The organism is uncultured Dechloromonas sp. (assembly GCF_945957265.1).
In the GTDB taxonomy this organism is placed as follows: domain Bacteria; phylum Pseudomonadota; class Gammaproteobacteria; order Burkholderiales; family Rhodocyclaceae; genus Azonexus.
On the sequence record NZ_CAMFKO010000010.1, the window covers coordinates 24,603 to 38,717 of the forward strand.

Here is a 14,115-nt window from a genome sequence, read left to right on the forward strand (position 1 = left end):
GGAAAATCAGATGCGCATCGGCATCACGACGTACTTGAAGCGGTCGTTGCCCGGCAGGGTGATCAGCGCGCTCGAATTGGCGTCGTTGAAACTCCACTGGACTTCGTCGGCATGGACGTTGTTCAGCACGTCGAGCAGGTAGCCGACGTTGAAGCCGACATCGATGGCGTCGCCGGTGTAATCGACTTCGATTTCTTCCTGCGCTTCTTCCTGCTCGGCGTTGGCGGCGATCAGCTTCAGGCTGTTGTCGCCGAGCACGACGCGGACGCCGCGGAATTTTTCGTTGGTCAGGATGGCGGCACGCTGCATGGCCTGCATCAGCGTCTGGCGGCCGACCTTCATGTGGTTCTTCAGGGTCGCCGGCACGACGCGCTCGTAGTCCGGGAACTTGCCGTCGATCAGCTTGGAGACCAGGACCACGGAACCGAAGGCGAAACGGACCTGGTTCGGCGTCAGGGTGATGTTCAGCGCATCGTCGGTATCGACCAGCAGGCGGTTCAGTTCGAGCACGGTCTTGCGCGGCAGGATCATTTCCTGGCGCGGCAGCTCGGTTTCGATCTCGACGCTGGCGTAGGCCAGGCGGTGGCCGTCGGTGGCCACGGCACGCAGCTCCTTGCCTTCGACCAGCAGCAGCAGGCCGTTCAGGTAGTAGCGCACATCCTGCGCCGCCATCGAGTACTGGGTCTTGCCGATCAGCTGGCGGAAGGCCTTTTGCGAAATCGAGAACTGCTTGGTCTCGCCGTCGCTGATGGTCATCCGCGGGAAGTCGTCGGCGGGCAGGGTCTGCAGGCTGAAACGGCTCTTGCCGCCACGCACCTGCAGGCGCTTGTCTTCAAGGACCAGGCTGACTTCGGTGGTATCGGGCAAGGAACGCAGAATTTCCTGCAACTTGCGGGCGCCGACCGTCACCGCGCCATCGCCGTCGCCGCCGGCGCCTTCGGTGGCGGTAGTGATCTGGATTTCGATGTCGGTGGCCAGCAGCGTCAGGCGGTCGCCCTTCTTTTCCAGCAGAACGTTGGACAGGATGGGCAGCGTATGACGACGTTCGACAATTCCCGACACAGACTGCAGCGGGGCAAGAAGCGTGTCTCTTTGGGTTTTAATAAGAACCATAAATTAAATTCCTTTATAGACTATATCGGGAACAATTCTGTGGATAACTGAAAATTTATCTTTTGTTTCAACGTATTGAAATGATTTTGGCAGTCTGCGAAAGTCTCTGGATTGCCTGTGGATGAAATCCGGATAATTTTCCCACAAAGCGGGTTTCACCAGATGACTCACAAAGCGCCACCAACTTGTTCACAGGATTATCGACAGCCTCATCCTTTCAATACTTGCAGCAATACGTGCAGATCGTGGTTCAACTCGTTTTCCTTGGTGCGCAGGCTGTCGATGGTCTTCACCGCATGGATGACCGTCGTGTGGTCGCGACCGCCGAAAGCATCGCCGATTTCCGGGAAGCTGTGCGAGGTCACTTCGCGACATAGCCACATGGCAGCCTGGCGCGGTCGGGCGATGGCGCGGGTGCGCTTCTTGGAGAACAGGTCGGCGACCTTGATCTTGTAATAGTCGGCGACGGTCTTCTGGATGTTGTCGATGCCGACGTTGCGCACCGAGCCGATGACGTCCTTCAGCGCCTCCTTGGCCAGGTCCAGCGCAATGGCGCGGCCATGGAAGGAGGAATAGGCCAGCACCTTCTTCAGCGCGCCTTCCAGCTCGCGCACGTTGGAGCGCAGGTGCTTGGCTATGAAGAAAGCGACTTCGTCGTCGAGCTGTATACCTTCCGCCTCGGCCTTCTTCTTCAGGATGGCGACGCGCATCTCCAGTTCCGGCGGCTCGATCTGTACGGTCAGGCCCCAGTCGAAGCGGGTGACCAGCCGGTCGTCCAGACCGTTGATGTCCTTCGGATAGGTGTCGCAGGTGATGATGATCTGCTTGCGGGCTTCGATCAGCGCGTTGAACAGGAAGAAGAACTCTTCCTGCGAACGGTTCTTGCCGTTGAAGAACTGTACGTCGTCGAGCAGCAGCACATCGAGCGAACGGTACATGCGCTTGAAGGTGTCGAAGGACTTCTGCTGGTAGGCGCGGACGACGTCGGAGTAATAATCCTCGGCGTGTACATAGCGGACGACCTTTTCCGGGTTTTCCGTCAGGATGGTGTTGCCGATGGCGTGGATCAGGTGGGTCTTGCCGAGACCGGCGCCGCCGTAGATGAACAGCGGGTTGTAGGCGCCGCCCGGATTGTGGGCGACCTGCACGGCCGCCGCCCGGGCCAAGTCGTTGGCCTTGCCGACGACGAGGTTGTCGAAGGTGAAGGTCGGGAACAGGCGGGATTTTTCGTAATTGTTCTTGCGGGCACCCGGTTTTTCCTGGGCGCTGCCCTTGCGCTCGACCGGACCGTTCGGTTTGGCCGGGGCGCTTTCAGCCGGCTCGGCACTGGTCGCTTCGACACGCGCTGGGGCGACCTTGCCCGAACCGATAACCAATGCAATGGTGACCGGGCCGGCGAAAAAATTGCGGCTATAGTCTTCGATACGGGACAAGTAACGATCGCGTACCCATTTCAGGATGAATCCGTTGGGCGCGATCAGGCGCAAACCGTTTTCCAGAGCCGTGGTTTCACCTTCAAGCCGAAGCGGCCTGATCCAGGTGTTGAATTGCTGCGCGGGCAGTTCCTGCTCGAAGCGTTGCAAACAGGATTCCCAAAAACCGGCCATCGACGAAAACACTCCTCCCCGCGCATTCGAACATTCACTCGATGGCGGTTATTAGATCTATGATTTATTTGCAATTTTCTGGATACGTCAAAAACCCTTCGGTTGCTGACGAACTGGCAATTTTACCTGCCCTCAAACAAGTTATCCACAGCTTTGAAAAATAATTGATCTTGACAAACCCCCCATCAACAGAGTCTAATCGCGTGTTTTTCTTAGCACATCAAGGGATTACGACATGAAACGCACGTATCAACCGTCGGTCGTGCGCCGCAAGCGCACCCATGGCTTCCTGGTCCGTTCGCGCACCAAGGGCGGCCGTGCCGTTCTCGCCGCTCGCCGCGCCAAGGGCCGCAAGCGTCTGGCTGTTTAAGCCGGACACGGCGAGGTGAATCAAAGCTTCGCCAGACGCTATCGCCTGACCAAAACGGATGAATTTTCATCCGTTTTTGGTTTCAGGAGGGCGATTCGTGGCAAATGGCTGATGTTGCACTATCAGCCGCGCCCCGAAGCTCATACCGAAGCGCGCCTGGGCCTGGTCGTCGGCAAGAAGCAATTGAAGCGTGCGGTAGACCGCAATCGCGTCAAGCGCATCGTCCGCGAGCAGTTTCGCTTGCGTCGCCCATCGTTGCCGGCCGTCGACCTGGTCGTCCGGCTTGCAACAAAACCGTCTCCGCTTGATGGCAAAATGCTGGCCGATGATTTCCTCGTTCTGCTCGACAAGCTGCAACGACCCCGGCCAAAGCGGGAAACATGATGAAACGGCTGTTGATCGGCCTGGTTCGCATCTATCAATATGCGATCAGCCCTTTCCTCGGACGACGTTGCCGATATTTTCCAAGCTGTTCGGAATATACGGTGGAAGCAGTACAGAAATACGGCGCCATCCGCGGCGGCTGGCTGGGTGCGAAACGCATCTGCCGCTGTCACCCGTGGCATCCCGGCGGGTATGATCCCGTACCCTGACGAACAATTTTTTGTAGGCAGTTCATGGACACTCGACGCCTTATTCTGGTTCTGATCTTCACCTTCTCCAGCTTCATGCTGTGGGAAAACTGGCAGAAGCACAACCAGCCGAAACCTGCCGTGGAAGCTGCGGCCGCAGGCCAAGCCGCCGGTGCCGCACCGACGCCGTCGGTCGGATTGCAGGGCAAGACCGCTCCGCAAGCGCCGACGGCTGCCGTGCCGGCCCCGGCCGCCGAAACCTTCACGGTCAGCACCGACCTGCTGAAGGCCAGCATTTCCACCCAAGGTGGCGATCTGGTCGGTCTCGAACTGCTGAAATACCGGGAACAGGATCAGAAGGACAAGCATTTCGTCCTCTTCGACGCCAAGCATCACTACATGGCCCAGGCCGGCCTGATCGGCGAAGGCCTGCCGACCCACCGCAGCACCTTCAAGCGGGTTGCCGGTGCAAGCGAGCTGGCCGAGGGCAGCGATGAGCTGAAGGTGCGTCTCGAAGCCGAGCAGAACGGCGTCAAGGTCGCCAAGATCCTGACCTTCAAGCGCGGCTCCTACCTGATCGACGTCAGCTGGGAAATCGCCAACGGCGGCGACAAGGCCATCGCCCCGCATGCCTACTTCCAGTTGCAGCGCGACGACGTGGCGCCGGCCGGCGAGAGCAAGATGGTGTCGACCTTCACCGGTCCGGCCGTCTATACCGAAGCCGACAAGTACCAGAAGGTCGATTTCGGCCATATCGCCGACAACAAGGCCAAGTTCGCCAAGTCCGCCGACAACGGCTGGCTGGCCATGGTCCAGCACTATTTCGTCGCCGCCCTGGTGCCCAAGGACAAGACCCAGCGCGAGTTCTACATGCGCAAGGTCGATGGCGGCAATATCTTCCAGGCCGGCGTGATCGTGCCGGTCGCCGAAATCGCCCCGGGTGCCAAAGGTGAAACCTCGGTCGCCCTGTACGCCGGCCCGCAGGAGCAGTCTTCCCTCAAGCAGGTCGCCACCGGCCTCGACCTGGTCGTCGACTACGGCTGGCTGACCGTGGTTGCCGCCCCGATCTTCTGGGCGCTGGAAGCCATCCACAAGCTGGTCGGCAACTGGGGCTGGGCGATCGTGATCCTGACCATCGGGATCAAGGCCGTGTTCTATCCGCTGTCCGCCGCGTCGTACAAGTCGATGGCCAAGATGAAGGTGCTCACGCCGCGCCTGATGCAGCTCAAGGAACGCTTCGGCGACGACAAGCAGCGTCTGAACCAGGAAATGATGAAGCTGTACCAGACCGAGAAGGTCAATCCGCTCGGCGGCTGCCTGCCCATCCTGGTCCAGATTCCGGTCTTCATCGCCCTCTACTGGGTGCTGCTCGGCGCCGTCGAAATGCGCGGCGCGCCGTGGATCGGCTGGATCACCGACCTGGCCTCGGCCGACCCCTACTTCATCCTGCCGGTCATCATGATGGTGTCGATGTTCGTGCAGACCAAGCTGAACCCGACCCCGCCGGACCCGATCCAGGCCAAGGTCATGATGATGATGCCGCTGATCTTCGGCGTGATGTTCTTCTGGTTCCCGGCCGGTCTGGTCCTCTACTGGGTGGTCAACAACGTGCTGTCCATCGCCCAGCAATGGCAGATCACGCGCATGATCGACGCCGGCGGCAAGGCTGCCAACGACGCGAAAGCCTAAGGTGTGACCAAGGACACCATCGCCGCCATCGCCACGGCCCCCGGCCGTGGGGGTGTCGGCGTCATCCGCATCTCGGGCAGCAATTTGCTGCCCTTTGCTTTTGCGCTGACCGGAAAGACGCCCAGGCCGCGCTACGCGACGCTGGCCGATTTCCAGGCGGCCGACGGCAGCACCATCGACACCGGCCTGCTGCTCTATTTCCCGAATCCGCAGTCCTTCACCGGCGAGGATGTACTGGAACTGCAGGGCCACGGCGGCCCGGTGGTCATGCAGATGCTGCTCGCCCGCTGCCTCGATCTTGGCGCCCGCCTGGCCGAACCCGGCGAATTCAGCCGCCGCGCCTTCCTCAACGGCAAGATGGACCTCGCCCAGGCCGAGGCTGTCGCCGACCTGATCGACGCCGCCACGGCCAGCGCCGCGCGTTCGGCGGTGCGTTCGCTGCAGGGCGAGTTCTCGCGCGCCATCGGCGAGTTGAACGATGAACTGATCAACCTGCGCATGCTGGTCGAGGCGACGCTGGATTTCCCGGAAGAGGATATCGATTTCCTGAAGGCCGCCGACGCTTTCGGGCGCCTCGAGCGCCTGCAACTGAAGCTGGCCGAGATCTTCGACCGGGCCGGCCAGGGCAAGCTGCTGCAATCGGGCCTACACGTCGTCCTGGCGGGCCAACCCAACGTCGGCAAGTCCTCCCTGCTCAATCGGCTGGCCGGCGACGACCTGGCCATCGTGACGCCGATTGCCGGCACCACGCGTGACGCGCTGCGCTCGACCATCCAGATCGAGGGCATTCCGCTGCACATCATCGACACCGCCGGCCTGCGCGAGACCGACGATGAAGTCGAACGCATCGGCATCGAGCGCAGCTGGAAGGAAATCGAGCGCTCCGACGTCGTTCTGCTCCTGGTCGATGCGCGAACCGGTGTCACCGATTCCGACCGGGAGATTCTTGAACGGCTGCCGAAAGCCCTGCAACGGATCACGCTCTACAACAAGATCGACCTCGCCGAACGCGAGCCAGAGCGGCACGACGAAGTCGACGGCGTGGCGATTTCGCTCTCGGCCAAGGCTAATCGGGGCATCGATCTGCTGCGCCGGGAACTGTTGAGAATCGCCGGCTGGCACCAGGCCGAGGACGTATTCATCGCCCGTGAACGCCATCTGCGCGCCCTCGCCACGGCGCAGGAACATGTCGCCGCGGCACGCGCTGTCGTCGAAGGCATCCTGCCGGCGCTTGAGCTGTTCGCCGAGGAACTCCGGCTGGCCCAGCACGCGCTCGGGGAAATCACCGGGGAATTCACTGCCGACGATCTCCTGGGCGTGATTTTCAGCCGTTTCTGCATCGGAAAATAGACCGATTTCCGGCTGTCGATAAGCCTGTGAACAAACTGTCCGCGCAATGTGGGTAAATCGGGGTTTTCGAAATTCCCGAAAACTATCCCGATTTCATCCACAGGCAATCCAGAGGGTTTACGAAGTCCGATTTACAGACTCAACTATCTGAAGATAAACGTAAAATAAATTTTATCCACAGAGTTGTCGCTGATATATTCTCAGTAGTAACTGTATACACAGTTTAAATATATAAACCCAGCACAGCGCCTTCCGGCTCACTGTGCTGCGCTGCGCTCGGCTTCAAGACGCTTCCGATGCACGATGGCATTGGCTACTTCCCTGCTCAGCGTATCGGCATCAGGCAATTGGTTGGGGCGATAGACGATCAGCGGAATGCCCAGGTATTGAAGGGCCCGTCGTTTTTCTTCCTCGGGCGAGTTTTCAGTGCCATCGTCCGTTGGCCATGCCAGGTCGATGGCTGCCACGATTTTGAAATCGCTGCCGCAGACAAGGAAATCGACGCCTCTGCCCAGCATCGCGCTCAATTTCCGGGCTTCCCGGCGTCCCCGCAATTGCGCCAGCTGAGCCACCCCGACCTGGGCAAATACCAGCATCCTGGGCATGGCTTCGCACAAGCGGAAATAGAGAATCTGCTCGGCATCGTTGAGAAGGCGGTACGGCTTTGGAGCCGGCGCATCGCCAGGACGCGCTTGAAGATCGAATTCAAGGGTCGAAGGAGGCCATCCGGAATTTCTGGGGCGGGTGACGGGAGGCACTGGGGATTGCTCCCCCTTTCCGTCGGGCGAAAATCGGTCGCGGCCCCGCAACAGCACATAGACCAGAATGGCTGACGCGATGAGGATGGCGACGATCAACAGATCCATTGGCATGCGATCGAAAATTCGGCAACCAGTATGATGGCATAAATTGCCGGTCGAATTATGCGAATGTTTTTATCCGCGAACCGATTCCTCACGCGGACGGGCATCGGATGTTCGTCGCCATGAGCGGGCGGTTCATTGATGACAACGCTTTATTGAACTGCTGAAGATGGGGGTATTTCTAATAGAATTCAGCCACTTCGTCCGGGGAAGATTCATGCGCGTCACACTCGTTCATCCAGCTGGTTTCAATTTCGTGCCGGGACAGCCCGATTTTTCGGTGCTGGCCAACCGAATGCCGCCCATCGGCATCATGCAGCTGGCCTCGTGGCTGGAAAAATTCGGCCATGCCGTGCAGTTGCACGACTGCCTTGGGCCGTACGCCCCGCCGACAACGGCCGAAAATGCCGAGATCGTGCTGGCGACCGATCCCGAGATGGTCGGCTTTTCGGCAACGACGTCGGGTTTCATGGATGCCTTCGAGATCGCTGCCTATATCCGCGAACGGCGTCCGGAGATCAGGATCGTTTTCGGCAATGTGCACGTTTCGTCGCTGGGTGCCTCGATTCTCGACCGATTTCCGGAAATTGACTGCCTGGTCATGGGCGAAGGCGAAGGCGCCATGCTCGAACTGGCCGACGGCAAGCCGCTGGCGGAGGTCGGCAACCTGATCTGGCGCAACGAAGCCGGCCACATCGTCGTCAATCCCCGGCGCAACCGCATCGTCGATCTCGACGAACTCCCCTTCCCGGCCTACGAAAAGCTGGCCGGCTTTCCGTACGACTACCACCTGCCGCTCTTCGCCTACGAAAAGAAGCATGGCGCGACGATGATCACGTCGCGCGGCTGTCCCTACACCTGCTCCTTCTGCGACCGCACGGTATTCGAGCGCCAGTACAAGACCAATTCGCCGCAATACATCTACGACCACATGAAGTATCTGCGGGACAAGTTCGGCGTCTGGCACATCAACATGTACGACGACCTGTTCACCGCCAAGAAACAGCGCGTCTTCGACCTCTGCGCATTGCTCATCGCCAAACCGCTGGGCATGCAATTCAACTGCGCCATCCGGGCCGGGCATACTTCCGACGACATGCTCGCCCAGTTGAAGAAAGCCGGTGCGCTGATGGTCTCGATCGGCATCGAGTCGGCCGACCCGGTGATGATGGAGCGCCACAAGGCGGGGGTCACGCTGGATGCGGTCCGCGATACGGTGCGCCAGATTCACGCCGCCGGCCTGCGCGCCAAGGGCCTGTTCATTTTCGGCATGCCCGGCGAAACGCCGGAAACCGTGCGCACGACCAGCGATTTCATTCTCTCGCTCGGCCTCGACGAAATGAACATGACCAAGTTCAGCCCCCTGCACGGCGCGCCGATCTGGGACGAATGCGTCAACGACCCGACCGGCGATTTCGTCGAGGACTGGCGCCTGATGAATTGCCTGAATTTCGTCTACAAGCCCGAAGGTTTCGAGACGCGCGAGGAAATGGATGCGCTGTACAACTGGCACATCAAGCGTTTCTACGACAGCAAGGGCTATCGCCGGCGCTTTGCCAGGCGCCTGTGGCAGCACCGCTGGAGCTTGTGGCACATCCTCAAGCACCTGCCGGAAACCATCGCCGCGGCCCGTTACTTCAGCTCCAACAAGGAGCAGCTGGAAAAGGCCAAGCGCGAATTCAAGCTCCACCCGCGCCAGCCGGTCGGGCTCAAGCCGCAACTGTCGACCGACCTGCAGATCGACAACATCGTGTCGATGTCCGGGGTCAAGATGAAACGGCGCGACGCCGCCAAGCTGATCATTCCCGTCGTCTATGAAGGCAACGCGTGCGGCACGCCGCCGCCTGTGACAGCGGCGGTATAATTGCCGGTCTTTCGTACGGGAATGGGGGCCGGTGATGAAGGAATTCGCGCAATTCGGAAACGTCCGCCTGCTGGCCGCCGCCTGCTGCGTCGTCTTCGCGCTGGGGGCCTGCAAGAGCAACGAAAGCAAGCCGGAGGAAGGCAAGCCGGCCGCCGCATCCGAGCCGGCGAAGAAGGAATCCGGTATCCGCAACGGCTATGCCTGCTGCAACCTCCATTATTCCGGCGACTGGATCAGCGATTCGAATCTGGCCCAGTTGCCCTTCATCGCGGCAGGAACGCCGATCAGCGTCAAGAAGATCGACGGCTACCGGGCCTACGTCGAAATCGACGGCAAGCCGATGCGCCTGGGGCATGACTATGGCCGGGCCGAGGAAACGACCGAGCAATGGGTCGCCAAGATCGTCGTCCTCGAAGATCCCAGGCCGAAGATCGCCAAGTTTGCGCCCGCCGTGCGCAATGCGATCGCCAAGGGCCAGCTGTTGAAGGGTATGACCCGGGAACAGGTCATCATGGCTGTCGGTCACCCGCAGACGAACGAAAATCCGAAGCTGGACGGGCCGTACTGGCGCTACTGGTGGTCGAGCTTCGGTCCGTACTACGTGTATTGGGCCAAGGGATCGGTCAGCAGGATCGACGGCCATTCCGAAACCGTGGGTTACATGACCTACAAGGGCAAATAAGAATTCATCGCCGCCGCAGAGATCGATAGAAGGTTGCAATCATGGAACAGCAGGCACAGACGATAGAGCGTCGGCAATGCGACGTGCTGGTCATTGGCGGTGGGCCAGCCGGCACGACGGTGGCGCCGATGCTGGCCGAAAAGGGCCACCGGGTGGTTATCCTCGAGAAAGCGCATCATCCGCGCTTTCACATCGGCGAGTCCCTGTTGCCGGCCAACCTGCCGCTTTTCGAGCGCATGGGCATCGCCGAGGAGGTGAAGTCCATCGGCATGCACAAGCCGGGCGCCGAGTTTGTCTCGCCGAACCATGACCAGTCGTCGGTATTCTGGTTTGCCGAGGCTTGGGACAAGTCGATGCCGCACGCCTACCAGGTCAAGCGCGACGAGTTCGACACCATCCTGATCCGCAACGCGGCGCGCAAGGGCGTCGAGGTCCACGAAGGCTGCAAGGCGAAGGCGGTGGACTTCCAGCCCGACAACACGGTCGTCGTTCGCGCGATTCACGACGACGGCCATGAAACCGAATGGCATGCCCGTTTCCTGGTCGATGCCTCGGGGCGCGACACCTTCCTGGCCAATCGTTTCCAGATCAAGCACCGCAACCCGAAGCACAACAGCTCGGCGATCTACGGCCATTTCACCAGCGTGCGCCGCAATCCGGGGCTGGAAGCCGGCAACATCTCCATCTTCTGGTTCGATCACGGCTGGTTCTGGTTCATCCCGATGCAGAACGACATCACCAGTATCGGCATGGTGACCTGGCCCTACTACATGAAGACCAAGGGCGAGCGCAGTCTCGAACAGTTCCTGCGCGACGGCTTCGCCCAGTGTCCGAAGCTCACCGAGCGCCTGCAGGGAGCCACGCTGATCAACGAAGTCGAGGCCACCGGCAACTTCTCGTACGTGTCCGAGCGTAATCACGGCGACAACTACGTGATGCTCGGCGACGCTTATGCCTTCATCGACCCGGTCTTCTCCTCCGGCGTGCTGCTGGCCATGAACAGCGGCGTCATCGCCGCCGAAGCGATCGACACCTGCCTGAAAACGCCGGCCAGGGCGGCGGCCGCGCTGAAAAAATTCGATGCCCTGATGAAGCACGGCCCCAAGGAATTCTCGTGGTTCATCTATCGCGTGACCAATCCGATCATGCGCGACTTCTTCATGGGGCCGCGCAACCTGTTCCGCGCCAAGGAAGCCGTGCTCTCCATGCTGGCCGGGGATATCTTCGGCAAGACGCCGATCTGGTCGTCGATCTGGGCGTTCAAGATGCTCTACTACATCGCCAACCTCACGCAGCCGAGGCGGGCTTTCATGGGCTGGAAACGTCGGAAGTTCAATATCCGCAAGGTCGACGACAACGTCGTTTATAACGCCTGACAATGCTTCGATTTTCTTCTTCGTCTTCCGCGGTTCCACGTGAAACCAGCGGAGAACTGGGTGGCGCCGTGCTCGGCGAACCGGCCAGCGGTATCCTGCCAGCCTGGCCGGTACAACGGATTTTCGCGCCCCTGCTCGGCTCCACGTCGGCCGCCCTCCATGAAACCTGGCTGACCGATTTGCCCGTGCAGGCCGGCCGCAGCGAAGGCATCGGCTGGCGGCGCGCCGACGGCGTACTCTATGGGACGATCGAGCTGAACGAGGCGGATTTCCCGGGTGCATCGGGCTGTTCGTCGCTGCAGGCGGCGAGCGCCGAGGCCTATCGTCGGATTTTCCGCCTGCTCGACGAGCAAGGCATGCCGCACCTGTGGCGGGTCTGGAATTACCTGGCCAACATCAACCTGGAAACCGGCGGCCTCGAACGCTATCGCCAGTTCAACATCGGCCGCCAGGATGCCTTTCTCGAATGCCACCGGGGGGCCACCGGCAACGTGCCGGCAGCCTGCGCCATCGGACTGATCGGCGGATCGCTGAACATCGCCTTCATGGCCGGTGCGACGCCGGCCGTCCCGGTCGAAAACCCGCGCCAGGTCAGCGCCTACAACTACCCCGCCGACTATGGCCCGCGCAGCCCGACCTTCTCGCGTGCCGTGCTGGTCCATCCAGAAGGGCAGGAAACCCTGTTCGTATCCGGTACGGCAAGCATCGTCGGGCACCAGACGGTACATCCCGGGGACGTCGCCGGGCAGACCCGCGAATCCATGGCCAACATCGGCGCCGTGGTCGGCGAAGCCGCCCGCCTGTGCCGTTCGCCGGCCTTTGCCCTGGGCGAACTGTCGTACCGGGTCTACGTTCGTCACGCCCGGGATTTCCACAAGGTTCGCGACACGCTGAAGCCGCTGATCGGCGATGCCGAGGTCGTCTACCTGCAGGCAGACATCTGCCGGCACGACTTGTTGCTCGAAATCGAGGCCTTCGCCTCGCACGCGCTGGAGAACTGACATGGCCAAGAGGCGTTTTGCAGGCAAATGGGGCTGGGCGGCGGCGGCCGTGCTTGCCGTGACAGGCGCGGTACAGGCCGCCGAGGACAAGCCGCTGTGGGAACTGGGCGCCGGCGTCGCCGCGTTCAGCTTCCCCTCCTACCGCGGTTCCGACCAGACCAACAATTTCCTGATGCCGGTGCCGCATTTCAACTACCACGGCGATTTCCTGAAGGCCGACCGGCACGGCATCCGCGGCAGTTTCTTCGATTCCGACCGCATCGACCTGACCGTTTCCGCCGCCCTGTCGCCGCCGGCCAACAGCGACGACATCACGGCGCGCAGCGGCATGCCCGATCTCAAGGCGACCTTCGAGATCGGCCCGCAGATCGACCTCACCCTGTGGCGCTCGGCCAACCGCGCCCGCTTCGTCAAGCTGCTGCTGCCTCTGCGCGCCGCCTTCACCGTCGAGGGCTCGCCCAGGGACATCGGCTGGGTCTTCCATCCCAAGCTGAACATGGACGTCACCGACATTCCCGGCATGGCCGGCTGGAACCTCGGCCTGCTCGCCGGCCCGCTGTTCGGCGACAAGCGCCAGCACGCCTACTACTACTCGGTGGCCCCGCAATACGCGACGGCCGCCCGCCCGGCCTACGAGGCCGGTTCCGGCTATGCCGGCATGCAGTACCTGGCCGCCCTGTCCAAGCGTTTCCCGACATACTGGGTCGGCGCCTTCGTCCGTTACGACAACCTGAGCGGCGCCGCCTTCGAAAACAGCCCGCTGGTGCGCCAGAAGGACTACGTCGCCGGCGGCATCGCCATCACCTGGATTCTCGGAGAATCGTCGACCCGCGTTAAGGTCGATGACTGATCGCGGCCGTTCCCGGAATCCGCTGTGGATTGCCTATGAAACCCTGGCCATGGTCGTCGGCCTGGGCACGCTGGCGCTCATCTGCCTCGGCTGGCTGCCCTTCGCGCTGCTTTTCCAGCCCTTGCTGCCGCAGCGCTGGGGCCAGCCGATCGGGCGCGGCTTCATTTCCAACGGCTTCCGCTTCTATCTGCGCATCCTGGAAATTTTCTGTGCCTGCCGTTTCGACCTGGAGGAACTCGACCGGCTGCGCGACTCCGGGCCGCTGATCGTCGCCGCCAACCACCCGTCCCTGCTCGACGCGGTGATGATCGTTTCCCGCCTGCCCAACGCTGTCTGCGTGATGAAGGCCTCGCTGATGGACAACCTGCTGTTCGGCGCCGCCGCCCGCCTGGCCCGCTACATTCGCAACGACGCCCCGCTCGAGATGATCCTCAATTCGCGCCAGGCCCTGCAGGATGGCGCTCGCCTGGTGATCTTCCCGGAAGGCACGCGCACGGCGAACTTTCCGCTCGATCCCTGCACGCCGAGTACCGGCCTGGTCGCCAACCGTGCCAGGGTGCCGGTGCAGACGGTGCTGATCGAGTTCTCGACGCCCTACCTGGGCAAGGCCTGGCCGCTCTTCCGTCGGCCGGCCCTGCCCCTGACCTGCCGCGTGCGCCTGGGCCGGCGTTTCGATCCGCCGAGCAATGTGCAGGCCTTCACCGCCGAGATCGAAGCCTATTTCCGGGGCGAACTGGGCCCAACGCCCGCGGCGCCCGTCCACGCACCTGCCTGAATC

14 protein-coding genes are annotated in these 14,115 nt (G+C 61.5%); 11 read left to right on the forward strand and 3 right to left on the reverse strand.

Annotated features, from left to right (window positions below; translation table 11 throughout):
- Nucleotides 1-6: 6 nt before the first annotated feature.
- A complete protein-coding gene (gene dnaN, locus Q0P59_RS07265) occupies nt 7-1,113 on the reverse strand; it encodes a DNA polymerase III subunit beta (protein ID WP_295005094.1) in 1,107 nt (368 codons plus the stop codon).
- 209 nt (nt 1,114-1,322) lie between these two features.
- On the reverse strand, nt 1,323-2,720 hold the full coding sequence (gene dnaA / locus Q0P59_RS07270; RefSeq protein WP_295005096.1) for a chromosomal replication initiator protein DnaA: 1,398 nt from the start codon (nt 2,718-2,720) through the stop codon (nt 1,323-1,325).
- Between the two features lie 235 nt (nt 2,721-2,955).
- On the opposite strand from dnaA, the gene rpmH reads away from it, so the two are divergent.
- Genes rpmH through mnmE form a run of 5 tightly spaced genes read left to right on the forward strand, consistent with a single transcriptional unit; the run spans nt 2,956 to nt 6,701 of the window.
- Nucleotides 2,956-3,090 carry a 50S ribosomal protein L34 gene (rpmH, locus tag Q0P59_RS07275; protein ID WP_027457001.1) on the forward strand — a complete coding sequence of 45 codons (135 nt, stop codon included), beginning with the start codon at nt 2,956-2,958 and terminating at the stop codon, nt 3,088-3,090.
- A 15-nt stretch (nt 3,091-3,105) separates the two neighbouring features.
- Nucleotides 3,106-3,474: a ribonuclease P protein component gene (rnpA, locus tag Q0P59_RS07280; RefSeq protein ID WP_295005100.1), complete on the forward strand. Its 369-nt coding sequence runs from the start codon at nt 3,106-3,108 to the stop codon at nt 3,472-3,474.
- Nucleotides 3,474-3,683: a membrane protein insertion efficiency factor YidD gene (yidD, locus tag Q0P59_RS07285; protein ID WP_295005261.1), complete on the forward strand. Its 210-nt coding sequence runs from the start codon at nt 3,474-3,476 to the stop codon at nt 3,681-3,683. Before rnpA ends, yidD begins: the two co-directional genes overlap by 1 nt.
- A 24-nt stretch (nt 3,684-3,707) precedes the next feature.
- Nucleotides 3,708-5,351, forward strand: a complete 1,644-nt coding sequence (gene yidC / locus Q0P59_RS07290; protein WP_295005102.1) for a membrane protein insertase YidC — start codon at nt 3,708-3,710, stop codon at nt 5,349-5,351.
- A gap of 3 nt (nt 5,352-5,354) precedes the next feature.
- Nucleotides 5,355-6,701, forward strand: a complete 1,347-nt coding sequence (gene mnmE, locus Q0P59_RS07295; protein ID WP_295005104.1) for a tRNA uridine-5-carboxymethylaminomethyl(34) synthesis GTPase MnmE — start codon at nt 5,355-5,357, stop codon at nt 6,699-6,701.
- 257 nt (nt 6,702-6,958) lie between these two features.
- On the opposite strand, the gene Q0P59_RS07300 is transcribed toward mnmE, so the two are convergent.
- Nucleotides 6,959-7,567 carry a DUF2726 domain-containing protein gene (locus Q0P59_RS07300; RefSeq protein WP_295005106.1) on the reverse strand — a complete coding sequence of 203 codons (609 nt, stop codon included), beginning with the start codon at nt 7,565-7,567 and terminating at the stop codon, nt 6,959-6,961.
- 214 nt (nt 7,568-7,781) lie between these two features.
- Between Q0P59_RS07300 and Q0P59_RS07305 the strand changes: the two genes are divergently transcribed.
- The 6 genes from Q0P59_RS07305 to Q0P59_RS07330 all read left to right on the forward strand — a co-directional run bounded on the left by Q0P59_RS07305 (nt 7,782) and on the right by Q0P59_RS07330 (nt 14,112).
- Complete coding sequence (locus Q0P59_RS07305) at nt 7,782-9,428, forward strand: radical SAM protein (RefSeq protein WP_295005108.1); 1,647 nt, start codon at nt 7,782-7,784, stop codon at nt 9,426-9,428.
- Nucleotides 9,429-9,462: 34 nt separating this feature from the next.
- Nucleotides 9,463-10,110 (forward strand): hypothetical protein, encoded by a 648-nt coding sequence (locus Q0P59_RS07310; protein WP_295005263.1) that lies wholly within the window; start codon nt 9,463-9,465, stop codon nt 10,108-10,110.
- A 41-nt stretch (nt 10,111-10,151) separates the two neighbouring features.
- Complete coding sequence (locus Q0P59_RS07315) at nt 10,152-11,486, forward strand: NAD(P)/FAD-dependent oxidoreductase (RefSeq protein WP_295005110.1); 1,335 nt, start codon at nt 10,152-10,154, stop codon at nt 11,484-11,486.
- Between the two features lie 68 nt (nt 11,487-11,554).
- Nucleotides 11,555-12,487 (forward strand): hypothetical protein, encoded by a 933-nt coding sequence (locus Q0P59_RS07320; RefSeq protein ID WP_295005112.1) that lies wholly within the window; start codon nt 11,555-11,557, stop codon nt 12,485-12,487.
- A 1-nt stretch (nt 12,488) separates the two neighbouring features.
- The gene (locus Q0P59_RS07325) at nt 12,489-13,337 is read left to right on the forward strand and encodes a MipA/OmpV family protein (protein WP_295005114.1); all 849 of its coding nucleotides are present in this window, start codon (nt 12,489-12,491) and stop codon (nt 13,335-13,337) included.
- The gene (locus Q0P59_RS07330; RefSeq protein ID WP_295005116.1) at nt 13,330-14,112 is read left to right on the forward strand and encodes a lysophospholipid acyltransferase family protein; all 783 of its coding nucleotides are present in this window, start codon (nt 13,330-13,332) and stop codon (nt 14,110-14,112) included. Before Q0P59_RS07325 ends, Q0P59_RS07330 begins: the two co-directional genes overlap by 8 nt.
- Nucleotides 14,113-14,115 lie beyond the last annotated feature (3 nt).